This window comes from Rhodococcus mengyinensis (genome assembly GCF_048381435.1).
Lineage (GTDB): Bacteria > Actinomycetota > Actinomycetes > Mycobacteriales > Mycobacteriaceae > Rhodococcus_F > Rhodococcus_F opacus_D.
In genome coordinates this window covers 103371-125798 of sequence record NZ_JBLWIT010000050.1, presented here as the reverse complement: position 1 = coordinate 125798, position 22428 = coordinate 103371, and the positions used below count along the sequence as shown (strand labels likewise).

General features: G+C 67.8%; 21 protein-coding genes and 1 pseudogene. 14 read left to right on the top strand and 8 right to left on the bottom strand.

All coding sequences use genetic code 11. The annotated features are described in order from the left end of the window. Positions 1-68: 68 nt before the first annotated feature. Positions 69-1541, top strand: a complete 1473-nt coding sequence (locus ACNJ7E_RS09615; RefSeq protein ID WP_280780497.1) for a glycoside hydrolase family 183 protein — start codon at positions 69-71, stop codon at positions 1539-1541. Between the two features lie 58 nt (positions 1542-1599). Here the strand turns inward: ACNJ7E_RS09615 and ACNJ7E_RS09610 are convergent, their stop codons facing one another. Further along, positions 1600-2811, bottom strand: coding sequence for an SfnB family sulfur acquisition oxidoreductase (locus ACNJ7E_RS09610; protein ID WP_418339702.1), 1212 nt, complete (start codon positions 2809-2811; stop codon positions 1600-1602). 126 nt (positions 2812-2937) lie between these two features. Between ACNJ7E_RS09610 and sfnG the strand changes: the two genes are divergently transcribed. Beyond that, positions 2938-4053, top strand: a complete 1116-nt coding sequence (gene sfnG, locus ACNJ7E_RS09605) for a dimethylsulfone monooxygenase SfnG (protein WP_105415672.1) — start codon at positions 2938-2940, stop codon at positions 4051-4053. 43 nt (positions 4054-4096) lie between these two features. Here sfnG and ACNJ7E_RS09600 read toward each other — a convergent pair whose 3' ends face one another. From ACNJ7E_RS09600 to ACNJ7E_RS09590, 3 genes are all read right to left on the bottom strand, one after another. Further along, a complete protein-coding gene (locus ACNJ7E_RS09600) occupies positions 4097-5752 on the bottom strand; it encodes an FAD-binding dehydrogenase (protein WP_280780495.1) in 1656 nt (551 codons plus the stop codon). Further along, on the bottom strand, positions 5749-6456 hold the full coding sequence (locus ACNJ7E_RS09595; RefSeq protein ID WP_418339701.1) for a TetR/AcrR family transcriptional regulator: 708 nt from the start codon (positions 6454-6456) through the stop codon (positions 5749-5751). The genes ACNJ7E_RS09600 and ACNJ7E_RS09595 overlap by 4 nt, the downstream gene beginning before the upstream one ends. Positions 6457-6563: 107 nt before the next feature. Continuing rightward, the gene (locus tag ACNJ7E_RS09590) at positions 6564-7889 is read right to left on the bottom strand and encodes an MFS transporter (RefSeq protein WP_280780493.1); all 1326 of its coding nucleotides are present in this window, start codon (positions 7887-7889) and stop codon (positions 6564-6566) included. A 135-nt stretch (positions 7890-8024) separates the two neighbouring features. Between ACNJ7E_RS09590 and ACNJ7E_RS09585 the strand changes: the two genes are divergently transcribed. The 3 genes and pseudogenes from ACNJ7E_RS09585 to ACNJ7E_RS09575 all read left to right on the top strand — a co-directional run bounded on the left by ACNJ7E_RS09585 (position 8025) and on the right by ACNJ7E_RS09575 (position 9900). Continuing rightward, positions 8025-9194, top strand: coding sequence for an LLM class flavin-dependent oxidoreductase (locus ACNJ7E_RS09585; protein WP_418339700.1), 1170 nt, complete (start codon positions 8025-8027; stop codon positions 9192-9194). A 36-nt stretch (positions 9195-9230) separates the two neighbouring features. Beyond that, positions 9231-9459, top strand: a pseudogene (locus ACNJ7E_RS09580) (AraC family transcriptional regulator); the annotation flags it as partial. 9 nt (positions 9460-9468) lie between these two features. Beyond that, entirely contained in the window at positions 9469-9900 is a 432-nt protein-coding gene (locus ACNJ7E_RS09575) for a VOC family protein (RefSeq protein WP_418339699.1), read from the top strand. Between the two features lie 10 nt (positions 9901-9910). Here the strand turns inward: ACNJ7E_RS09575 and ACNJ7E_RS09570 are convergent, their stop codons facing one another. Next, positions 9911-10423 carry a CGNR zinc finger domain-containing protein gene (locus ACNJ7E_RS09570; RefSeq protein ID WP_005258835.1) on the bottom strand — a complete coding sequence of 171 codons (513 nt, stop codon included), beginning with the start codon at positions 10421-10423 and terminating at the stop codon, positions 9911-9913. A 263-nt stretch (positions 10424-10686) separates the two neighbouring features. On the opposite strand from ACNJ7E_RS09570, the gene ACNJ7E_RS09565 reads away from it, so the two are divergent. The 4 genes from ACNJ7E_RS09565 to ACNJ7E_RS09550 are packed head-to-tail and all read left to right on the top strand — an operon-like array spanning position 10687 to position 14422. Then, positions 10687-12537, top strand: coding sequence for a hypothetical protein (locus ACNJ7E_RS09565; RefSeq protein ID WP_280780488.1), 1851 nt, complete (start codon positions 10687-10689; stop codon positions 12535-12537). Further along, positions 12534-12728 (top strand): hypothetical protein, encoded by a 195-nt coding sequence (locus ACNJ7E_RS09560; protein WP_280780487.1) that lies wholly within the window; start codon positions 12534-12536, stop codon positions 12726-12728. The genes ACNJ7E_RS09565 and ACNJ7E_RS09560 overlap by 4 nt, the downstream gene beginning before the upstream one ends. Further along, positions 12729-13091: a hypothetical protein gene (locus tag ACNJ7E_RS09555; RefSeq protein ID WP_418339698.1), complete on the top strand. Its 363-nt coding sequence runs from the start codon at positions 12729-12731 to the stop codon at positions 13089-13091. Then, positions 13088-14422, top strand: a complete 1335-nt coding sequence (locus tag ACNJ7E_RS09550) for a hypothetical protein (protein WP_418339697.1) — start codon at positions 13088-13090, stop codon at positions 14420-14422. The genes ACNJ7E_RS09555 and ACNJ7E_RS09550 overlap by 4 nt, the downstream gene beginning before the upstream one ends. A 16-nt stretch (positions 14423-14438) precedes the next feature. Here the strand turns inward: ACNJ7E_RS09550 and ACNJ7E_RS09545 are convergent, their stop codons facing one another. Continuing rightward, positions 14439-15245 carry a family 1 encapsulin nanocompartment shell protein gene (locus ACNJ7E_RS09545; protein ID WP_005251300.1) on the bottom strand — a complete coding sequence of 269 codons (807 nt, stop codon included), beginning with the start codon at positions 15243-15245 and terminating at the stop codon, positions 14439-14441. Continuing rightward, the gene (locus ACNJ7E_RS09540; protein WP_418339696.1) at positions 15242-16294 is read right to left on the bottom strand and encodes a Dyp-type peroxidase; all 1053 of its coding nucleotides are present in this window, start codon (positions 16292-16294) and stop codon (positions 15242-15244) included. The genes ACNJ7E_RS09545 and ACNJ7E_RS09540 overlap by 4 nt, the downstream gene beginning before the upstream one ends. Positions 16295-16447: 153 nt before the next feature. Between ACNJ7E_RS09540 and ACNJ7E_RS09535 the strand changes: the two genes are divergently transcribed. The 5 genes from ACNJ7E_RS09535 to ACNJ7E_RS09515 all read left to right on the top strand — a co-directional run bounded on the left by ACNJ7E_RS09535 (position 16448) and on the right by ACNJ7E_RS09515 (position 21613). After that, complete coding sequence (locus ACNJ7E_RS09535; RefSeq protein WP_005251302.1) at positions 16448-16873, top strand: pyridoxamine 5'-phosphate oxidase family protein; 426 nt, start codon at positions 16448-16450, stop codon at positions 16871-16873. Between the two features lie 197 nt (positions 16874-17070). After that, entirely contained in the window at positions 17071-18423 is a 1353-nt protein-coding gene (locus ACNJ7E_RS09530; RefSeq protein ID WP_280780483.1) for an MFS transporter, read from the top strand. Then, positions 18420-19448: a Gfo/Idh/MocA family protein gene (locus tag ACNJ7E_RS09525; RefSeq protein ID WP_418339695.1), complete on the top strand. Its 1029-nt coding sequence runs from the start codon at positions 18420-18422 to the stop codon at positions 19446-19448. Before ACNJ7E_RS09530 ends, ACNJ7E_RS09525 begins: the two co-directional genes overlap by 4 nt. Next, positions 19445-20497: an alcohol dehydrogenase catalytic domain-containing protein gene (locus ACNJ7E_RS09520; RefSeq protein ID WP_418339760.1), complete on the top strand. Its 1053-nt coding sequence runs from the start codon at positions 19445-19447 to the stop codon at positions 20495-20497. The genes ACNJ7E_RS09525 and ACNJ7E_RS09520 overlap by 4 nt, the downstream gene beginning before the upstream one ends. A 102-nt stretch (positions 20498-20599) precedes the next feature. Further along, complete coding sequence (locus tag ACNJ7E_RS09515; RefSeq protein ID WP_005251307.1) at positions 20600-21613, top strand: LacI family DNA-binding transcriptional regulator; 1014 nt, start codon at positions 20600-20602, stop codon at positions 21611-21613. Between the two features lie 8 nt (positions 21614-21621). On the opposite strand, the gene ACNJ7E_RS09510 is transcribed toward ACNJ7E_RS09515, so the two are convergent. Continuing rightward, a complete protein-coding gene (locus tag ACNJ7E_RS09510) occupies positions 21622-22428 on the bottom strand; it encodes a sugar phosphate isomerase/epimerase family protein (RefSeq protein ID WP_418339694.1) in 807 nt (268 codons plus the stop codon).

The window sequence follows — 22428 nt, the reverse complement described above, 5'->3', positions numbered from 1 at the left end:
GCGAGCGTACAAGCGCGATGCTATGTTCCCCTCGCCGGTAATGGCCGGAGTTGACGGAGGGGTCGGGGATGTCGAAGAGGTGGGTCGCGTCGGTCGCGGCAGTGGCGATCGGCTCGGGCATGATCGCCTATTCGAACCAGAACACCGCCGTCGCGGAACCCGAGCCGGTGTCCAACGGCCTACCCGGCAGCGGTCCCTGCGCGAGCGAGGTGTCGAACGAGACACATTCGCTGATACCGGAGAAGCTCGAGATTCCGATCCCGTACCCCAAGATCACGACGGTGCCGTATCCCGCCCCCGTCACCGAGCCCGTCCGCGTGTCGCAGGCGTTGCCCGCCGACACGTGCACCGATCCGTGCCCCGACCTCACCGACGAGACCGACCACGCCCCGGGAAACCTGTCGAGCGTGCTGAACATCCCCGACGTCAGCGTGAAATTCACACCCTTCCACTTCGGCATTCCCGTCCCGGGCGCCGACATCCAGTTGCCCCCACCGCCGCCCCTCGTGCACCCCGCGACCGAGGAGGCGCCGCGCAGCGCGGCCCCGGCCACCCCGAAGATCGGCGACGTGACCCGCGTGGCCAAGGTGACCGGGTCCGGTTCCGTCAGCCGCACCGACAAGCGTTACCAGGTCAACGGCACCGACCTCGGCATCATGTGGGAGAGCGCCCCCGACCAGATCGCCGTCGCGTTCGGCGACACGGTCGGCAAGGGATTCCAGCCGCCCGGTGGTCAGGGCGACGACTGGCGCAGCAACGTCCTCGGTTTCAGCTCCGACCGCAACCTGTCCGACGGTATGAGCCTCGACAGCATGGTCCAGGACAGCCGATGCCACGCGGCGGAACTGCTCGACAGCCGCAAACTCGACAACATCGAGATCACCACCATCCCGACCTCGGGTTTCGCCGTCGGTAACCGGCAGTACATGAGCTACATGTCGATCCGCACCTGGAACAGCATCCCCGCCACGTGGTGGACGAACTACGGCGGCATCGCCTACTCGGACGACGGTGGATCGACGTGGACCAAGGACCCGTACGCGAAGTGGGACAACATCTTCGGTGTCACCAAGTTCCAGGTCGCGTCGATGGTCCCGGCCGGCGACTTCGTGTACATGTTCGGCACCCCCAACACGAGGCTCGGCGCCATCGGCCTGGCCCGCGTCCCGGCCGCCGATGTGCTGAACACGTCCGCGTACCAGTACTGGCAGAACGGCAACTGGACGCCCGTCGGTGGTTACACGGAGGCGACGCCGATCGTGGACGCCCCCGCCGCCGAATTGTCCGTGCGCTACGAGGAGGCCACCGGCAAATGGCAGATGGCGTACCTCGACACGTCCAAGGCGGCCATCGTTCTCCGTGAGTCCTACTCGCCGCAGGGCGTCTGGTCCGACGGGGCGCCGATGGTCAGCGCCGTCGAGTACCCGGAACTGTACGGCGGCTTCATCCACCCGTGGTCGAGCGGCGACGATCTGTACTTCACCATGTCGACCTGGTCCGACTACAACGTCTTCCTCATGAAGGCGGACATAGGCGCGTAGCGCCCGTGCGCCTTTTTGGTAGCTCCCGCAACCAGAAAGGCGCACAGGCCCGGAGGGCCTACAGCAGGCCGTGGCGGGGTGGGACGGTGCCCGACAGTGTCCACCGGCCGATGTGCTGGATCTTCCACCGCGTGGGGTCGTGCAGGGTGTGGGTGCGGGCGTCGCGCCAGTACCGCGACAGGTTGGACGTTTCCGATGCACTGCGGGTGCCGCCCAGTTCGAACAGCACGCTCGACGCCTCGAGTGACGCGCGGGCGGCGGCGACCTTGGCTGCGGCGGCGTCGATCGAGGCGACCGCGGCGCTCTGCTCGTTGAGGTCGCGCCGCGCTGCGTCGATGCTGCGCGCACCCTCCCGGAGGAGTGCCGTCGCGGACCGGACGCTGACCGCCGCCTCACCGGCCAGTTGGATCAGCAGGGGATCGTCGACGGCGTCGGTGACGCCCGCCTCGAAATAGGGCCTTGCCTGACGCGCGGAGCGCACGCCCTCGTTCAGGGCCGCTGCGGCGATCCCGGCGTCGATGGCGGCGTGCAGGATCTGGGCCTGCGACCCGTACGTGGTGGGTGCGTCGAAGATGGGGGAGAACGGCACGACGTGGAACGCGGGCACCCGGACAGCGTCCAGGGTGACGGTTCCGCTCGCCGTGGTCTTCTGCCCCATGCCGTCCCAGTCGTCGACGATCGACAGTCCGGCGGCGGTGCGCGGCAGATAGGCGACGGCCTTCGCGGGCGTCCCCGTCGGAGTCGTCGTCCCCGGAAGGGTGGCCCGTACCGCGATCCAGTCGGCGAACAGGGCGCCCGTGCTGTAGAACTTGCGACCGTCGACGACGAAGTCGCCGCCCTGCTCGGTGAGCGTCGTGGCGTCGATATCGATCGTCTTGGTTCCGCGCTCGCTCTGGGCGTTGGCGAACCGGCGCCCCGCGAGCACCTCGGAGTAGAAGAATTCCTGCTGCGCGGGCGTGCCCTGGTGGCGCAGCACCTCGAGGAATGTGTAGTGGCTGTGCGGGATCTGCGCGATGCTCGGATCGCCCTCGGCGAGAAGGCGGAAGACTTCGGCGAGGGTTTCGGTCCGCGCGTCGATGCCGCCGTGCTCGCGGGGAACGCCGAGTGCGAGCAGTCCGGACGCGGCGAGAGCGCCTACCTGTTGGTAGGGGAGTTGCCGGCGGGCATCGCGGCCTGCCGCCTCCTCGGCGAACTGTGCGGCGAGCTCGTCAGCGACGGCGAGGGCTTCGGCCTCGTCACTGATGCGGTGGGCGCTCTGGACGGCGGTCATCCCTGACCTCCCTGTACTGCTGTCATGCCGTCGAACCTCACACGGACCCGCGAGCCGGGTGAAGGGTTGGACGCGCGCTGATTGGAAGGGTGGGCGTGAGCAGGGCAGGCGGGTTGCATGCTGGGTATGTCAACCGAACACATCGCTGAGCAGATCAAGTTCGCCTACTGGGTGCCCAACGTCAGTGGCGGGCTCGTCACGTCCGACATCGAACAGCGGACCAGCTGGGATTACGAGTACAACAAGAAGCTCGCCCAGACCGCCGAGAACAACGGTTTCGAGTACGCGCTCAGCCAGGTCCGGTACGAGGCCAGCTACGGGGCCGAGTTCCAGCACGAGTCGACCAGCTTCAGCCTCGCACTGCTGCTGGCCACCGAACGGTTGAAGGTGATCGCTGCCGTCCACCCGGGTCTGTGGCAGCCCGCGGTGCTGGCGAAACTGGGGGCCACGGCCGACCACCTGTCGAACGGCCGGTTCGCCGTCAACGTCGTGAGCGGCTGGTTCAAGGACGAGTTCACCCACCTCGGGGAGCCGTGGCTCGAGCACGACGAGCGGTACCGGCGCAGCGCCGAGTTCCTGCAGGTGCTCCGCAAGATCTGGACCGAGGACGACGTCGACTTCCGTGGCGACTTCTACCGCATCCACGACTTCACCCTCAAGCCGAAGCCGCTGAACACGCCCGACCGTCCGAACCCCGAACTGTTCCAGGGCGGCAACTCCGCCGCCGCACGGCAGAACGCGGGCCGGTACTCCGACTGGTACTTCAGCAACGGCAAGGACTACGACGGCGTCACCGAACAGATCGTCGACGTGCGGAAGGTGGCGCGCGAGCACAACCGGGAAGTGAAGTTCGGGCTCAACGGATTCATCATCGCCCGCGACACCGAGAAGGAAGCACGCGACACCCTCCGCGAAATCATCGAGAAGGCGAACAAGCCCGCGGTCGAGGGATTCAGGTCCGCCGTCCAGCAGGCAGGCGCGTCCACCGCCGACAAGTCGGGAATGTGGGCCGACTCCACGTTCGAGGATCTCGTCCAGTACAACGACGGATTCCGCTCCCAGCTGATCGGGACGCCGGAGCAGATCGCCGAGCGCATCGTCGAATACCGCCGCCGCGGAGTCGACCTCATCCTGGGCGGATTCCTGCACTTCCAGGAGGAGATCGAATACTTCGGCGCCAACGTCCTGCCGCTGGTCCGCGAACTCGAGGCTTCCGAGAGGCTCGCGCCCGTGAGTGGTTAACGAGCCCAGGGACTCGTCAACCGCACACGGGTGGCGGAGCCGCCTACAGGTGCCGGGCCAGCGCGCGACCCGCGGCCCGGCCGGAGAAGATGCAGCCGCCGAGGAAGGTGCCCTCGAGTGCGCTGTACCCGTGGACGCCGCCGCCGCCGAATCCGGCGACCTCACCGGCGGCGTAGAGACCCTCGAACGGTGTGCCGTCGGGCCTGATCACCTGCGAGTCCAGGTTGGTTTCGAGGCCGCCGAGGGTCTTGCGGGTCAGCAGGTGCAGCCGGACCGCGATCAGGGGACCGTTCTTGGGGTCGAGCAGTTCGTGGGGGCTCACGACGCGGGTGATCTTGTCGGCCAGCAGGTTACGTGCATTGTGGATCGCCATGATCTGGAAATCCTTGGTGTAGCTGTTCTTCACCTCCCTGTCGCGGGCCACGATTTCACGTTCGAGGTCCTCGTACTTCAGCGGTGCCTCGGGGGTGAGGGCATTCATGCCGTCGACGAGGTCACGGAGATTGTCGCGGACGACGAAGTCCGCACCGTGCTGTTTGAACGCCTCGACGGGACCGGGCGCGCCCTTCTTGAGGCGTTCGGCGAGCAGCTTGAAATCGCGGCCGGTGATGTCGGGGTTCTGCTCGGAGCCCGACAGCGCGAACTCCTTCTCGATGATCTTCTGGTCGAGGACGAACCACGTGTGGTGGTGGCCGCTGTTCATGATGTGGTCGAGGGTTCCCATGGTGTCGAAACCGGGGAAGTTGGGGCTGGGCAGGCGTTTGCCGTTGCCGTCGAACCACATCGACGACGGTCCGGGGATGATGCGGATGCCGTGGTTCGGCCAGATCGGGTCCCAGTTCTGGATCCCCTCGGTGTAGTGCCACATCCGGTCGCGGTTCACGATGTTGCCGCCCGCGTTCTCGGTGATCTCGAGCATGCGGCCGTCGACGTGCGCGGGGACGCCGGCGAGCATGTTCTCGGGAGCCTTGCCGAGGCGCGCGGGCCAATTCTTCTTGACCAGTTCGGGATTGCCGCCGATGCCGCCGGACGTGACGACCACGGCCTGCGCGGCGAATTCGAATTCTCCGACCGGGGTCCGCGAACTCTTCACACCGCGTGCTTCGGTGGACGGTTCGAGGACGGTGCCGCGCACGCCGGTGGCGGCGCCGTCGGTGACGACGATCTCGTCGACCTGGTGACGATGCTTGAACGTGACGAGGCCCCGCTTCGACGCGGCCATCACGCGGGTGAGGAAAACTTCGACGACCCCCGGTCCGGTACCCCAGGTGATGTGGAAGCGCGGAACGGAATTACCCTGTCCGAGAGCGGATCCGCGTCCGCGTTCGGCCCACCCGACGTTCGGCATCAACCGCAGCCCGAGGTCGTGGAGGTACTGCCGCTTCTCGCCTGCCGCGAACTCGACGTACGCCTGGGCCCACAGCCGCGGCCACTGGTCTTCGCGGGCTCGATCGAAGGCCGCGGTGCCCATCCAGTCCTGGATCGCCAGTTCGTACGAGTCCTTGATGCCGAGGCGCCGCTGTTCGGGGCTGTCGACGAGGAACAGGCCGCCGAGCGACCAGAAGGCCTGCCCGCCGAGATTCGCGGAACTCTCCTGGTCGACGACGAGGACCTTCCGGCCCGCCTTGACCATCTCGTAGGTGGCGACGAGTCCGGCCAGTCCGGCGCCGACGACGATCACATCAGCCTGTTCGGTCACGAGGACCCCTCTTTCCGGTGTGTGTGGGTGTGGGTGGTGTCGGGTTCGGTGTACGCGGCCACGACGTGGGTGAACAATTCGAGACGTAGTTCCCGGGCGGACGCATCGTCGTCCTCGATGAGGCACTGGACGCTCGTGCCGTCGTGCAGGGCCACGAGCGCGCGGCCGAGCACCCGCGGATCGCCGACGACGCGGCGCCCGAGCCGGTGCAGCGCCTTCTCGAGGATCGGCACGATGGTCGCCAGAATCGTGTCCTCACGTGCTGCGAGGGCCTTCTTCAGCGACGGGTTGCGCAGGGCGTGGGCGGTGAATTCCGCGTTGATCCGGTACCACTGGTCGTCGACGGGGACGACTCCGAGCACCAGTTCGGTGCCGGCGCGCAGCTTTTCGGCGGCCGTGAGCCCGGAGAGGTCGATGCTGGACGAGTCGGCGGCGAGCCGGATCTGTGCGAGCATCGCGCTGGAGCGCTGTTCCCACATGGCGAAGAACATCTCGTCCAGCGATGCGAAGTTGGAGTAGAAGGCGCCGCGGGTGTAACCACCGCGTTCGCAGATCTGCTCGACCGTCGACCGTCCGAAGCCGTTCTCCGCGAACACCTCGACTGCGGCGTCGAGCAGACGCCTGCGAGTCTGGCCTCGCCGTTTCGTCACCCGGCGGGGTGTGTCGGTGGCAGGCTCGGGGGAGCGCGCCGGCGACGTCGGCATGGGCCCTCCTCCGATCGGGTCGACAGCAGCCGTCGATACACTAGCGTATCGGATACACCAGTGTATCGATCTCGGCTGTCAGAGCCCGTTCGGAGAGTTCTGCGGTCTCAGAGGTAGAGGTCCTGCTTTCGGATCAGGGCCGTCGCCACCACGCTGACGACCGAGGTGGCGACGAGGTATCCGCAGGCCAGCCAGGGAGTTCCGCCTGCGACGGCGATCAGGGCGGTGAGGATCATCGGCGTGATGCCCGATGCGTAGATTCCGGAGAACTGGTACACGACGGACAGGCCGGTGTAGCGGATCTCGGTGGGATACAGGCTCGCGTACAGCGTGCCCTGCGCACCGTAGAAGAGGGCGTGGACGACGCCGAACACGAGCACCATCGCGACACCGAACAGGATGAGATTCTCCGTGCCGAACAAGGCGAACGCGGGGAAGACCGCGAGCCCGTAGGCCCCGATCCCGACGAGGTAGATCCTCTTGGCGCCGTAACGGTCGACCAGCAGACCGGAGAACGGCAGGAGCACGGCCATGACCGTCGCGGCGACGGTGACGACCAGGAGGACGGGGATCTTCGCGAACTCCAGATTCTTGGTGGCGTACGTGATCGCGAAGACGCCCCAGGTATTGAACGCGGCGCCCTCACCCCAGCGCGAGAGCAGGCCGAGGAGGGTGCCCCGGCGGACCCGGCCGCGGAACACGTCCTTCAGCGGAGCGGAGGAGCGCTTCGCGAGGTCGTGCACTTCCTGGAACGCCGGGGTCTCCTCGACCTTCAGCCGGACCACGAATCCGACGAATACGAGAATCAGGCTGAGCAGGAAGGCGATCCGCCACCCGTAGGAGAGGAACTGGGCGTCGTCGAAGATCACCTGCAACGCGGCGAAGACGCCGGTGCCCAGGGCCAGGCCCAGCGCCAGGCCGATCTGGGGAATGCTGCCGAAGATGCCGCGCTTCTTCGCGGGACTGTGTTCGACGGCGAGGAGCACGGCGCCCGCCCATTCACCGCCCAGTGCGAACCCCTGCAGGATGCGCAGCAGGAGCAGCAGGATCGGCGCGATCACCCCGACCTGCGCGGCCGTGGGCAGCACACCCATCAGAGCGGTGGCGATGCCCATGATGAACATGGTGAGCGCGAGTGTCTTCTTGCGTCCGATGCGGTCGCCGATGTGGCCGAAGACGACTCCGCCGATCGGCCGGACCACGAAACCGACCGCGAACGTGGCGAACGCCAGCATGGTGCCGACGAACGAACTCTGATCGGGGAAGAACAGCTGGTTGAACACCAGGCTGGCGGCCGTCGCGTAGAGGAAGAAGTCGTACCACTCGACTGTCGTCCCCAGGAGGCTGGCGGCGACGACGGTGCGGAGCCGCTTGCGCCGCTCGAGGTCGGACTCGGTCGAGGATGCGTACGGGGCGTCGGACAGCGTAGTCATAGCGCGGCGACCGTAACCCTGCTCGCTGCGGTCGGGCACGATTCCGAATCACGGTGATCGAAACCCTCGCGCCCCGGCTTCGTCGTTGATGAACTGGCCTGCGCTGCCCATCTGTCGTCGACAAGAGGATCGCGCGTGTCTCTGCATTTCCACTGGTTCCTTCCCACCTACGGTGATTCCCGCAACCTGATGGCGGGTGGTCACGGGAGTTCCATGGCAGGAGACCGTCCCGCCACGCTGCGGTACCTCAATCAGATCGGCGCGGCGGCGGAGTCGAACGGCTTCGAATCGGTGCTGACGCCCACCGGCGCGTGGTGCGAGGACGCCTGGCTCACCACGGCCATGATGCTGGAGACCACGGAGACGTTGAAATTTCTGGTCGCGCTGCGGCCGGGTCTGCTCAGTCCCACGCTGGCCGCGCAGATGGCGGCGACGTTCCAGTGGCAGTCGCAGGGGCGGTTGTTGCTCAACGTCGTCACCGGCGGCGAGGACCACGAGCAGCGCACCTACGGCGACTACCTCGACAAGAACCAGCGCTACGCCCGCTGCGGCGAGTTCCTCGACGTCATCCGTCAGCTGTGGGCGGGAACCGGACCGGTCGACTACGCAGGCGACTACATCCGGGTGGAGAACGCCCAGTTGCAGCGCATCCCCGACCCGGTGCCGCCGATCTTCTTCGGCGGTTCGTCGCCGGCCGCGGGCACCGTCGCGTCCCAGTTCGCCGACACCTACCTCACCTGGGGTGAACCGCCGAGCGCCGTCGCCGGGAAGATCGCCTGGATCCGCGACCTCGCCGACGTCCAGGGCCGCACGCTCGATTACGGCATCCGGCTGCACGTGATCAGCCGCGACACGTCCGAGGAGGCGTGGGCCGAGGCCGACCGCCTGCTCTCCGCCCTCGACCCGGCGACGGTCGAGCAGGCACAGCAGAGCCTCGCCCGGTCGGGTTCCGAAGGTCAGCGCCGCATGCGTGAACTGCACGGCGGGGGAAGCGCCTACTCCGAGGACGCCGGAGCGCGCGCCCTCGAGGTGGCCCCCAACCTGTGGTCCGGTGTCGGGCTGGTCCGCGGCGGCGCAGGCACCGCGCTGGTCGGCTCCCACGAGGAGGTCGCCGACCGCATCGCCGAGTACGCGGCGCTCGGACTCGATCACTTCGTCCTCTCCGGCTACCCGCACCTCGAAGAGGCCTTCAACTTCGGCGAAGGGGTCCGGCCGATCCTCGAACGCCGCGGGCTCGTGCAATCGCGCAGTCACCGCCCCGGCGACCTGTCCGGGTCGACGGCGTTCCTGTCCTCGAGTCGGTAGCCACTGCCAGACTGGGGGCATGGCAGCGGTCGGGCGAGCGCGAACCTGACGGTCACCGAGATCTGCCACCTCGTCGGGTACACCAGCCTCGGGTCGTTCAGTGTCCAAATTCCGCCAGCTGGTCGGCGCGTCGCCGTCGGTGTATCAGGCGAAGTTCGCCGAGCACGGGGAGCCGCGCATTCCCGGCTGCTATGTGTTCATGCACGGGCTGAGCGATCGAAATGCCGCAATTTCCGAGAAGCGCGGGCCGTCGCGCCGGACATAGGTTGGTCGCATGATCACCAACGTTTCTCTCGTCACCCTGTGGGTCACCGACCAGGACGACGCGAAGAAGTTCTACATCGACACGCTCGGTTTCGCCGAGGGCACCGACGTCACGATGGGCGACGGGTTCCGGTGGGTGACGATCCTGCACCCCGACCACCCAGAACTCGAGGTCACGCTCATGAAGCCCGGGCCGCCGCTCGACGCCGACATGGCGGAGGCGATCCGCCGGTCGCTGGCCGCGGGGACGATGGGCGGATTCGGGCTGACCACCACGGACTGTCGCGAGACGTACAGGGATCTGGTCGCCAAGGGCGTCGAGTTCACCCAGCCGCCTGCCGAACGCCCTTACGGCGTCGAGGCGGTAATGCGGGACAACTCCGGCAACTGGCTGGTGCTCGTGGAGAAGCGGGAGTTCACCGGAGAGGACTTCCCGCACTGAGCGATACGGGTCAGCGCGCCCGGTGGCGTCGAACGGCGTCCCGGTTCGCGCACTTCGGTGAGCAGTACCGCTGACGGCCGTTGCGGGACGTGTCGGCGTAGATGGCGGTGCACTCGTCGAGTGCGCAGCGGCCGAGTCGGTGCATGCCGCGGCCGACGAGGTGCAGTGCGGTGCCGACGGAGAAGAGCGCCTCGAGCACGCCTGCCAGCGACTGCTGGTCGTCACGGTAGTGGAGGTGCCAGCCGTCGCCGGCGTGGTTGGTCAGTCGCGGGTAGGCGGATGCCTTCGTGAGCATGAGGTTGACCTGTTCGGCCCGGGCTTCGTCGCTGGTGGTGTCCGCGATCGACGCCCACCGGTCGAGCATCGCGAGCACGTCGGCGAGGTCGTCGTCGGTGACCGGGAAGTCGACGACGATGCCGGCGTCGACGCATCGGTCGACGAGGTCGCCGGTCGAGTCGGGTGGGTGATTCGCGAGGTCGGCGGCGAGTGTGACCGCGTATTCGCCGTAAGGGTTGAGATGCACAATGCCATTACATCATGCTGGGTGCATGAGCGAGCATCACGAACACGACTGGCAGGAAGTATCTCGGCATCGGACGAGCACGGGAGTCGTCACGTACCTCGGCTGTTCGTGCGGGCGGTGGCAGTTATCGCTGGTCGAGGCGTCGCTAGAGGAATCTAGCCATATCTACGTCTGATCGCAGATGTGAATAGATTTGTCTACGAACCTCCGTGTGCCGGGTCGAGGGTCTGGCGTTTTCGGCACGAGGCGCACATAATCACCACGTGAGCCAAGTTACTGTTACTCCGAGTTCACCCATCCTTGCCCAATCGGGCGGAGAGGGTGGCGGTGCGGCGTTCGATCAGATCATCGGAATCTCGGTGGCGACGGCGATCATCACCGTCGGTCTGCTGTGGATCGCATATCTGCACCGCACACGCAAGATCACGTGGCTGCAGACGACCGCCGACACGGCGGCGCGCGCGCTCGACCGGCCCCCGTGGGTGGCACTGCCCCTGGTGACGTTCGTCGGGACCATCCTGACGGCGTTCTTCGGTTTCATCTGGGACGTCAGCCTGCACATCGGGCGAGGCCGCGACGACGGGCCGCTCGCGAACCCCGCGCACTACTTCATCCTCGTCGGACTCTTCCTGCTGTTCATCACCGGGATGCTGGCGATGATCCTGCCGCGCGACGAGAAACCCGGTCCGGCGGCGATCAAGATCACCCGCACCTGGTACGTCCCGGTCGGCGGCGTCCTGGTGGCCGGGGCGGGGCTGTACGCCCTCATCGGGTTTCCCCTCGACGACGTCTGGCACCGGATCTTCGGTCAGGACGTCACGCTGTGGGGGCCGACGCACCTGATGCTGATCGGCGGTGCGGGGCTGTCGCTGATCGGCGTCCTGCTCCTGGACTACGAGGGCCGGATGGCGACCCCCGGTGACACGAAGCAGGACAGCAGGCTGATCTGGTTCCTGCGGTGCGGCACGTTCGGTGGCCTGCTCATCGGCCTGTCCGTCTTCCAGATCGAATACGACTTCGGCGTCGAACAATTCCGCCTCGTCCTGCAACCGATGATGATCGCGGGCGCGGCCGCGTTCACCCTGGTGGCGGCGCGCATCGTTCTCGGACCCTTCGCGGCGATCGTGGCCGTGGCGGTGGCCGGCGTCGTGCGTGCGATCACGGCACTGATGGTGGGACCGGTTCTCGGCGCCCCCACGAACGTGTTCGAACTGTGCCTCGGCGCTGCGGTGCTGATCGAGCTGCTCGCCCTGACACCGCTGATCAAGAATCGGGTGGCCTTCGGTGCCGTCGGCGGACTTCTCGTCGCGACGGTCGGGCTGTGGCTCGAGTCGCTGTGGATCGACGCCGTGTACATCTACCCCTGGCCCACCAGCATATGGCCGGAGGCGCTGGCCATGGCCGTGCCCGTGGGCATCGCGGCCGGGGCCTGCGGCGCCCTGCTCGGGCGGGTGCTCCGATCCGAGGGACTTCCGCGTCCCGCGATCAGCCGCACCATCGTCGTCGCCACGGTCGTGGTGATCGCCGGGGCCACGGCCAACGGACTCGTCGCGACCGTCCCGGACAATGCCACGGCGACAATCGCTCTCACGGAGGCCGCGCCGGACGGCGGCCGGATGGTCGACGCGGAGGTGCGCATCGACCCACCCGATCTCGCCAGTGACAATCCCGCCTGGGTGTCCATTCTGTCCTGGCAGGGCGGCACCGGACTGGGCAACGGATTCACGGTCGACCGACTCGAACGCACCGGGCCCGGCACCTACCGGACACACGAACCGGTGCCGGTCCACGGAACGTGGAAGACGTTGCTGCGCGTGCAGGACGGGCGCACGATGACGGCCGTCCCGATCTACCTGCCCAGCGATCCGGGCATCGGAGCCGAGGAACTCCCCGCCGTCGCGTCCTCGACCCGTGACTTCGTCCCGGAAATCACCATCCTGCAGCGGGAGCGGAACTTCGATCACCCGTCCTGGCTGTTCGGTGCCGCGTCGCTGGTCGTGCTCGTGTGCACTCTTGCGCTGATCACCGCGCTGGCCTGGGGAGCGGGCCGGATCAGCAAGTACACGCAGGGGCAGGCGGCCACCGGCACCCGCGAGGACGTGACGGTGACATGAATCCGGTGAACGGCCCGGACGTCGTCTACCTCGCCGATCACTCGGTGCTGCTGGCGATTCCCGCGTTCGTCCCTGCGTTCCTGGTGGCCGGCCTGGTCATCTACCTGGCGGTCCGGGACCGCAAGGCGGAAGCGGCCGAGAACGCCGAGAACGCGAAACACGGCCCGAGTGAGAAAGACGAGGAGAATTAGGTGATCAGGCGGTTGGCCGGAGTTGTCGTGGTACCTGCTGTCGTCGCCGCCCTGGTGTCGGGCTGTGGAGGCGACAGCGACACGCCGGTAACGGAGGACGGTGTCGTGATCGACGTCGTGATCGACGGCGGTTCGGTGACACCGAGCAACGAGCGCATCGAGGCCGCGGTGGGGGAGACCGTCACCGTGCGGATCGAGAGCGACGCCGACGACGAACTGCACGTGCACGCCGTGCCGGAGCATTCGTTCGAGATTCACCCCGGAACCCAGGAAACCCAGTTCTCCGTGGACGTTCCGGGCCAGGTGGCGGTGGAATTGCACGACGCGGGTACGACGGTGGCCACCCTGCTCGTGCGTCCATGACCGTTGTTCTCGCGCACGGCCTCGGCGGATCCACCGACCTTCCGATCCCGTTCACGTATGCGCTGATCGGGGCGAGCTGGGCGCTCACCGTCTCCTTCGTGGTCCTGGCGTTCGCGTGGCGCACACCGAAGCTGGACCCGGACAGTCCCGGGCACCGGTTGCCCGGCTGGGTGACGCGGTTCGCCGACGCGCCGATCACGCGGAACGTGCTGGCGGCGTTCGGTCTGGTGTTCGCGGTGTGGGTGGCGCTCGCGGCGTTCTTCGGACCCTCGGAGTCCTCGGAGAATGCCCTTCCGGGCGTGTTCTACGTGCTGCTCTGGGTGGGACTGGTCGCGGTGTCGCTGGCGTTCGGACCGGTGTGGCGAGTGCTCTCCCCGGTCCGCACGCTTCACCGATCGGTGTGCGCGGTGATCGGGCGCTCCCCGACGGAAGGCACTGCGCGGTACCGCAACTCGTGGGCGTACTGGCCCGCGGTCGCGGGACTGTTCGCCTTCGTCTGGCTCGAGCTCGCCTCCGGCGACCCGGGTTCCGTTGCCGCCGTGCGTACCTGGCTGCTGATGTACGTCGTGGTCACGACGGCCGGGGCCTTCACCTGCGGCGAGCGCTGGTGTGAGCGCGGCGATCCGTTCGAGGTGTACAGCACGCTGGCGTCGCGGTTGTCTCCACTGAGCCGGGATCGGCACGACGGCCGGATCGTGCTGCGCAATCCGCTGGACCACCTGGGATCGATGCCCGTTCGTGCCGGCTCCGTCGCGTTGATGGCAACGCTGCTGGGATCCACGGCCTTCGACAGTTTCTCGGCGTTCCCGTGGTGGGCGCGGCTGGTGGACGGAATCGGTTCCCCGATCGGCGCGACTCTCGCGCGCACCGCCGGGCTCCTGGTGTTCATCGGCTTCGTCGGGGTGTCGTTCTGGGTGGCCTCGCGGGCCGCGGGCGGATTGCGGCCGGAGCAGCGCGCCGCCCTCCCTGGGCTGCTGTCGCATTCGCTGATCCCGATCATCATCGGCTACGTCTTCGCCCACTACCTGACGTATCTCGTGGAGAAGGGTCAGGCGACGGTGATCCTGCTGGCCGACCCGATGGGTCGGGGATGGAACCCGCTGGGACTCGGCGACGCGGAGGTCTGGTACGTGCTGTCCGAGCACCCGGCCGCGACGGCGTCGATCAAGGTGCTGTGCGTCCTCGCGGGGCACGTCCTCGGAGTGATTGCGGCACACGACAAATCCGTGAGGCTCCTGCCCCGGGGTCATCAGCTGACCGGGCAGCTGGCACTGCTGTTCACGATGGTGACGTACACCTTCGGTGGGCTGTACCTGCTGTTCGGCGGTTGACGACCCCGGCCGGGGGTCAGCGTGCGAGGACGACCGCAGCCTCCGCGGTGAGCGAGGCGAACGTGAACGTCTCTTCGAGGTAGAGCGTGACGTCGGTGGCGGTGTGGCTGTCGTAGCCGATCGACAGGTCCGTGCCGAGGGTCAGCTGGTTGTCGCCACCGCGAGTGGACAGCACGTACCCACCGCTGATGGCGGGTGCCCAGATGATGTCGCCGGTGACCAGGTCACGCAGGTGGTGGAACACGGGATGTCCCTCGTCGCGGGTCTCGCTGACCGCGGTGTACGCGTCGGCGTCGAGTACCACCGAATACGGTCCCTCGACACCGGCGAGTCGCAGCGCCGACAGCGCGGACGCCACGGCGTCGGGGATGAGCAGCGGATCCTCCGGCAGACTGAGAACCGGGTTGTCGCTGGACGGTCCGAGTCCGCGGATGCCCGCCTCGTCGAATCCCTGGAAGATCGACTGGTCTTCCGCGAACGCGACGGCCTTCGCGGCGTCCTTGACGGGCTGCCAGTCGGAATCGAGGGAACCCCGGGCGACGTCGTCGACCTCGGCGCGGCTGAGGGTGAACGGGAACCGGAGTTCCACGAGCGGGTCCACCTGCCGCTGCTGTGCGCGGATCCTGCTGTCCGACGTCTTGATCGGGGTGACCCGGCCGAGGTTGTGGGCCGAGTAGGAGTATCCGAACGGTCCCGCGACGTCGACGACGCGTCGACCGGCGACGTGCCGCTTGAACGTGCGGGCGGCCTCTTCGCCGATCTGCTGCCAGGCAACCTCGGTGACGGGTGCCAGGTTGCGGTGCAGATTGCTCGAATCACTCATTGCGATACTCCTTTGAGACCACCGATTTTCAGGGACAGGTCGTACGGGCCGGCCGCGGCGGGCCCGACCGGGTCTTCGGGTGCCGACTCCGCGTCGGCCGGCTCGTCGCCGAGCGATTCGAGCACATCCCGGCTCGGCACGAAGAACAACGTGCCGGTGGCCGCCGTGGAGAAGTCGAGGATGCGGTCGTAGTTGCCGGGCGGTTCGCCGAGAAACATGCGTCGCAACATCAGCTCGGTGACGGCGGGATCCTTGGCGTACCCGATGAAGTAGGTGCCGTATTCAGCCTCGCCGAGGCTGCCGAAAGCCATGTTGTCGCGGAGGATGTCGTGCTCGACGCCGTCGTCGTCGACGATGGTGTTGAGGGTGACGTGCGAATTGACGGGCTGGACGTCGTCGTCGAGTTCGACGTTCTCGAGCTTGGTGCGCCCGATGACCCGTTCCTGTTCCTCGGTGCTCAGCGTGCTCCACGCGCTCATGTCGTGCAGGTACTTCTGCACGATCACGTAACTGCCGCCCCGGAAGTCGGGATCTTCGTCGCCGATCAGTGCGGCGTCCGCGGCGTCGTCGTCGGTGGGATTCTCGGTGCCGTCGACGAATCCGAGGAGGTCGCGGGAGTCGAAATAGCGGAAGCCGTGCACCTCGTCGACCACGGTGGCGGCGGAGCCCAGCGCGGAGACGATCTGGCGGCCCAGTTCGAAGCACAGGTCCTTGCGGGCGGCCTTGATGTGGAACAGGACGTCACCCCGCGTGGAGGGCGCGCTGTGGACCGGCCCGGACAGCGGGACGAACGGATGCAGGTGCGCCGGCTTGGACGACGAGCTCACGCGGTCCCAGAACTGCGCACCGATACCGACCACGCAGGACAGCGAGCCGGCGAGTTCGCGGAATCCCACCGCCTTGAGCGGTCCGTCGATCCCGGAGATCACATCGCACACCGTCGTGCGGGCGTCGTCGGAGTCCCCGGCGACGAGCACCAGGAACAGGGAGGCAGGGCTGGGCGGAGTGAGGACTGATTGGGGTGCCAATCTCGCGACTGGGCCTGGCATCTTTGTCTCCGTTCACTTCGACGTACGACGCTGCACTGTCCGGAACCTCAGGTCCCATCTAACCGTTTCGAACCGCCAGGTTCCATTCAATCGGTCCGCCGCGCCGGTGCGGGGCCCCGGAATCTGTCGGTGGTGGCTCCTATCGTCGAGGTCATGCCATTGTCTGTGTCCGAGCGCGAACAGTTCCTGTCCGAGCCGCACATCGCGGCGCTGTCGGTTTCCGCCGGTGAGAACCGCGGACCTCTGACGGTCCCGATCTGGTATCAGTACGCCCCGGGGGGTGATCTGTGGGTACTGACCGGCGCCGGTTCGGAGAAGGCGCGCCTCATCGAGGCGGCCGGGCGATTCACCATGATGGTCGAACGCGTCGACCCCACCGTCCGGTACGTCTCCGTCGAGGGCGCGGTGACGCGCACCGTCCCGGGAACCGACGACATGCTGCGGGAGGTCACCGAGCGCTACCTCGCGCCGGAGAAGGTCGACGCCTACCTCGATTTCGCCCGGGCCGAACTCGGCGAACAGGTCGCCATCCATCTCCGCCCCGAGCACTGGCGATCGGCTGACATGGGTCCCGCCTGACGGCGGGGCCGGTCGCGGCCCGCCGCCATGAATGAAAGCGGTATCTGACCGGTCCTAGCGGACATTCGCCGAGCATATTGCTGTGAACTGTGGAAACGGGAATCAACCCGCTTAGCCGAGAAAGCGTTTACAAATTTGGTGACGTGGGTCATAGTAGTCGGGTTCCGGCAGTTTCCCTTCACAGTCAGGAGTTCTCGATGGGCATGACCGAACTCGGCACCGAGCGGTCGACCGCGGTGCCGCACGGGTCGGCAGGGCAGCAGCGCCGCCGGGTGATCAAGGCGAGCGCGGCGGGAACCGTGATCGAGTGGTACGACTTCACGCTCTACGGTCTCGCCGCTGCCCTCGTCTTCGGGCCGCTCTACTTCCCCGGGGCGGGATCTCTCGCCGGCACGATGGCCGCCTTCGGGACGTTCGCCGTCGGGCTCGGCGCCCGCCCGATCGGTGGGCTGGTGTTCGCGCACTTCGGCGACCGGCTGGGCCGCAAGCCGATGCTCCTCATGACACTGCTCGTCATGGGCGCCTCGACGACGCTGATCGGTGCGCTGCCCACCGCGGACGCGATTGGCATCTGGGCGCCGATCCTCCTCATCGTGCTTCGCCTGTTCCAGGGCGCCGGCGCGGGCGCCGAGTTCGCCGGGGCGATCACGATGGTCACCGAATCCACGGACAGCTCCCGCCGCGCTCTCTCCAGCGCCTATCCGGGAGCCGCGATCTACGTCGGCACCGGCGGCGCCACCATGATCTTCGCGCTGCTCACGCTGATGCCCGACGACCAGTTCCTGTCCTGGGGCTGGCGTATTCCGTTCCTGGCCAGCGCCGTCATCGTCCTGGTGGCCGGCTATCTGCGGCTGAAGGTGAACGAGACCGCCGTGTTCAAGGAGGCCGCCCAGCACGGCGAGGTCGACCGTGCACCGCTGGTCGAGGCGGTCCGCAACCACTGGCGGCAGATCCTGTGCGGACTCGCCCTGTTCAGCTTCGTGATTCCGTGGGCCTACGTCATGCAGGTCTTCGCGCTCTCGTTCGTGACCAAGACCCTCGGCGTCGATTCCACCCAGGCCCTGATCGGATTGATCGTCGCCGAGTTCTGCGCCATTCCCGTCATCATCGGGTTCGGCCGCCTGGCCGACAAAGTCGGCCGCAAGCCGGTCCTGTTGTCCGGCGCCGTCTTCGGCATCGTCTTTCCGTTCCCGATGTTCATGATGCTCGACACCCGGTCACCGTGGATGGTCGGACTGGCGCTGATCCTCGGCATCTGCCTCGTCCAGGGCACGACATCCGGTCCGGGCGGTGCGCTGCTCTCCGAACTGTTCCCCACCAAGATCCGGTGGAGCGGCATCGCGATCTCCCGGGAGATCCCGGCCGCCGTGGTCGGCGGCACGATCCCGCTGGTCGCCACCGCCCTCGTCGCGGTCGCGGGCGGAACGCCCTGGCTCGTCGCGAGCTACCTCATGGGCTTGAGCGTGGTCGGGCTGATCGGCATCGCCCTGCTTCCCGAGACCCTCGGCCGGAGCGTGGGTTCGCGCACGTCCGTCGAGGCCGCATCGTGACCCGTCGCGTCGTGGTGATCGGCGCCGGACTCGCGAGCGCCGCGCATCTCACGGCACTCCGGGCTGTCGGCGCCGACGTGGTCGGTGTGGTGACGCGCGACGAGACGCGGGCGGCGGCGGCACGCCGGCTGGCACCGGAGGCACGGATACTCCCGAGCCTCGACGCGGCCGTAGCCCTGGACGCCGACACGGCGGTGGTGGTCACACCGCCGTCGAGTCACCTGGCCGTCGCGTCGGCACTGGCCGAGCGCGGCCTGAACCTGGTAATCGACAAACCGCTGGCGGACTCGTTGCACGAAGCGCAGGCGATCGTCGACGTCGCCGAGCGGTCCGGTGTGCGGGCCGCGGTCACGCTGCAACACCGCTACAAGGAGGCGGCGCGTCGCGCCCGGCATCTACTGTCGGACGGCGCGATCGGCACCCTCCGCTCGGCGACCGTCACCGTCCCGCTGTGGCGCCCCGACTCCTACTACGCCGAGGCCGGACGCGGGACCTGGGACCGCGACGGCGGCGGAGTGCTGATCACCCAGGCCATCCACACCCTCGACCTGTATCTGTCGCTGGCCGGCCCGGCGCGCAGTGTCGTGGCCGCGGCTTCCACCAGCCGAGGCCGGCTCGAGGCCGAGGACACGATGCACCTCCTGATCGACCACGGCACCCATGCGGCGTCGGTGACGGCGAGCACGGCCGCGTGGCCGGGCGGAGCCGAGACGATTCACCTCTACGGCGACGCGGGACAGATACGGCTGGTGGGGGATTCGCTCGTCCAGATCGACGACAGCGTCCGCCCGGTCGTCGGCGGGTCCGTCGACGCGTCCGGCCCGGACCCGCTGTCCATGACGGCGTGGTTCCGGTCGCTGTACGACGACGTCTTCACCAGTTGGGCGTCCGGCGCGGCGCCGCTGTCTGTCGCCCGGTCCGGGCTGCCCGTGCAAGCGGTGATCGACGCCGCCTACCGGTCCGCCGCGGCCGGCACGATGCCGGTCACTGTCTCCGAGGAAAGGGAAAGCACATGTCAGTCTTGAGTATTCGGGTCGACGGCCCGAACGACTACCGGCTCGACCACGGCGACGTCGCGGCGCCCGGCGAGGGGGAGGTGCTCGTCGCTCTCGACTCGGCCGGGATCTGCGGCGGCGACCTGTCGCACCTGCGTGGCCGGAACGCCGTCGCCGCCTATCCGACGGTGCTCGGCCACGAATGCGCGGGACGTGTGGCGCGGGTGGGTCCGGGCACGAGTCTCACGGTCGGTCAGCCGGTGATGGTCTACCCGACCACGGGATGCGGCCGATGCCGCGCCTGCCGCGACGGCCGGATCAACAACTGCCCGAGCATCCGGGTGTTCGGCCTGTCCGACCCGCGCGGGTGTTTCAGTGAGGAGTTCGTCGTTCCCGAGACGCAGTGTGTGCCGGTGAGCGACTCGGTGCTGGAGCGTTTCGGGGCCCTCGTGGAACCGCTTGCCGTCGGAGTTCATGTGGTCCGGCGCGGCGGCGCGTCCGAGGGGGACACCGCGCTGGTCATCGGGACCGGTGCGATCGGTCTCGCGACGACGCTGGTGGCCCGGAGCCGAGGCGTCCGGGTATTCGGTGTCGATCGCTACACCGAACGGGAGCAGCCTGCCCTGGCGTGCGGGATGAGCGACTTCACGACCGGCTCGGGGGCCGCGCTCGAGGGCTGGCTCCGGGACCGGACGGATTCGGTCGATCTCGTCTACGACACGGTGTGCACCGAGGACTCGTCTCGGCTGGCGCTGCGGGTCCTCGCGCCGGGCGGCCGGTACGTGGCAATCGCGTCCGCGAAACCGGGGCACGAACTGACCCTTGACTACAGCGCGCTCTACGCCCGCGAACTGTCCGTCGTGGCCTGCCGGAACTACGTCCGGCAGGACTTCGTCGACGCGGCCGAACTCCTCGAATCGGGGAAGGTGGACGCGTCACCGCTGCACACCGCGACGTTCCCGCTGGACGAGTTCGGTCGCGCGGTCGAGGAACTCGAATCGAACGGCAGCAAGCACGTCAAGGTGCTGCTGACCTCGCGGAAACTGCTCGGGACGCGCGCCTTGTTGCGCAAGGAGTGAGCGTCCGCGTGATCCGGGGCCGTCTTCGCGATACGCTGTAAGCGTTTCCACCCGCCGAGGTGGTAGACGGTAGCAATGGCGACGAGAGATGTAGAGGCAGCGATGGCTGATCAGACCCGAGTGCCCGCGAGCCGTCGCGTCACGATCAACACCGTAGCGAAGGCGGCCGGGGTCTCGATCGCCACCGTCTCCCGTGTCATGAGCGGCAGCTCGTCGGTGACCCCGGATCTCGCGGCCCGGGTCCACAAGGTCGCCGACGAGCTGTCCTACCGGCCCAGCACCGCCGCCCGCGGACTCGTCCTCGGGTCGCTGCGGAACATGGGCGTGATCCTGCCGGACCTGGCCAACGCGTACTTCTTCGACGTCGTCAAGCAGATGCACCACGGCGCCACCGCCGACGGATACCGCATGCTCGTCGCCGACTACTCCGGTGACGCGGCCGACGAACTCGCCACCGCACTCGACCTGCTCGGCCAGGTCGACGGCCTCGTGCTGCTCTCGTCGAGGATTCCGACGAGTGGCCTGAAGGAACTCGCCAAGCAGTCGACGCCCGTCCTGCTCGTCAACCGGGTCGAGCTGGAAGTCGATCTCCCCATGGTCGCCGTCGACAACTTCACCCCCATGATGCAGCTGTGCGGGCATCTCGCGAAGCTCGGCCATCGCCGGATCGTCTACGTGAAGGGCTCGGATCTGGCCTGGCAGAACCGCGAACGGTGGCGGGCCATCGAGATGGCGAAGGTGCTCGGGATCGAGGCGACGGCGGTGCCGTCGGACGGCACCATCGAGGGTGGTTACGACGTGGTGGAAGAAGCGCTCACGCACGAGCCGACCGCTCTCGTCTGCTTCAACGACCTGACGGCGCTGGGCGTCATCTCGAAACTGCGTGAGCGCGGACTCCGCGTCCCCGAGGACATTTCGGTCACCGGCTTCGACGACATCGACATGGCACGTCACCTGGCGCCGCGCCTGACCACGGTGGTCAGCCCGAAGATCGACCTGGGTGACCAGGCGTGGTCGCTGATGCGCGCGGCCCTGAACAACGAGACCACCACGTCTCCGCCGCTGATCCCCGCCGACGTCGTCATTCGCGAGTCGACGGGGCCCGCCTCGAGCTGAGCCGGGTTTCAGACGGCGGCGAGGCCGTTCGCCGCGGCGTGGACCGCGTCCTTCGGGTCTGCGGCCCACCAGCGGTCGCTGAGGATCTCGACCTCCACGAGCCCGGAGTAGCCGCCGGCGTTCCGGCAGTCGGCGACGAATCCGGTCATGTCGATGCACCCTTCGCCGGGCATGCCGCGGCTGCTGAGTTCGCCGTGGATCGGGGTGACCCAATCGGCCAATTGCACCGAGAACAGGCGTTCGCCTGCCCTTGTGATCTGCTGCGGCAGCGCCGCGTCCCACCACACGTGATACGAGTCGAGCGCGATCCCGACGATGTCGGATCCGATCGCCTCGACCAGGTCGTTGGCCTCGCCGAGTGAGGTGATTACCGACCGGCTGGACGCCATCATCGGGTGCATCGGCTCGACCGCGAGCCGCACCCCCGCCGCCCGGGCGTACGGCTCGAGTTCGGCGATGCCGTCGTGGACCTGCCGCCGCGCGCCGGCCAGGTCGCCGTGAGCGGCGCCGCAGACCAGCACGAGGCAGTCGGCGCCGAGGGCATGGGCCTGATCGACCGCCACCCGGTTGTCGTCCATGGCTTCTCGCAGCAGCCGGGCGGTCGGTTGCGGGAACATGCCGCCCCGGCAAACGCTGGTGACGCGCAGCCCCGACCGTTTGAGCCGGGCCGACGCGCCCGCCAGGTCCACGCCGTCGAGGACGTCCCGCCACAGGCCGACTCCGCCGAACCCCCACTGCTCGGCGAGTTCGGCGACCTCGGTGAAGCCGGCACCCTTGACGGTGACGGAGTTGAGACTGCACTGCGCGAGGTCCAT

Bases quoted from the DNA above. Each gene is read 5' to 3' on its own strand.
- ACNJ7E_RS09615 (WP_280780497.1), top strand. From the start codon at position 69: ATGTCGAAGAGGTGGGTCGCGTCGGTCGCGGCAGTGGCGATCGGCTCG.
- ACNJ7E_RS09610 (WP_418339702.1), bottom strand. From the start codon at position 2,811: ATGACCGCCGTCCAGAGCGCCCACCGCATCAGTGACGAGGCCGAAGCC.
- ACNJ7E_RS09560 (WP_280780487.1), top strand. From the start codon at position 12,534: ATGAATCCGGTGAACGGCCCGGACGTCGTCTACCTCGCCGATCACTCG.
- ACNJ7E_RS09510 (WP_418339694.1), bottom strand. From the start codon at position 22,428: ATGGACCTCGCGCAGTGCAGTCTCAACTCCGTCACCGTCAAGGGTGCC.
- ACNJ7E_RS09590 (WP_280780493.1), bottom strand. From the start codon at position 7,889: ATGACTACGCTGTCCGACGCCCCGTACGCATCCTCGACCGAGTCCGAC.
- ACNJ7E_RS09515 (WP_005251307.1), top strand. From the start codon at position 20,600: ATGGCTGATCAGACCCGAGTGCCCGCGAGCCGTCGCGTCACGATCAAC.
- sfnG (WP_105415672.1), top strand. From the start codon at position 2,938: ATGTCAACCGAACACATCGCTGAGCAGATCAAGTTCGCCTACTGGGTG.
- ACNJ7E_RS09550 (WP_418339697.1), top strand. From the start codon at position 13,088: ATGACCGTTGTTCTCGCGCACGGCCTCGGCGGATCCACCGACCTTCCG.
- ACNJ7E_RS09545 (WP_005251300.1), bottom strand. From the start codon at position 15,245: ATGAGTGATTCGAGCAATCTGCACCGCAACCTGGCACCCGTCACCGAG.
- ACNJ7E_RS09530 (WP_280780483.1), top strand. From the start codon at position 17,071: ATGGGCATGACCGAACTCGGCACCGAGCGGTCGACCGCGGTGCCGCAC.
- ACNJ7E_RS09535 (WP_005251302.1), top strand. From the start codon at position 16,448: ATGCCATTGTCTGTGTCCGAGCGCGAACAGTTCCTGTCCGAGCCGCAC.
- ACNJ7E_RS09540 (WP_418339696.1), bottom strand. From the start codon at position 16,294: ATGCCAGGCCCAGTCGCGAGATTGGCACCCCAATCAGTCCTCACTCCG.
- ACNJ7E_RS09595 (WP_418339701.1), bottom strand. From the start codon at position 6,456: ATGCCGACGTCGCCGGCGCGCTCCCCCGAGCCTGCCACCGACACACCC.
- ACNJ7E_RS09575 (WP_418339699.1), top strand. From the start codon at position 9,469: ATGATCACCAACGTTTCTCTCGTCACCCTGTGGGTCACCGACCAGGAC.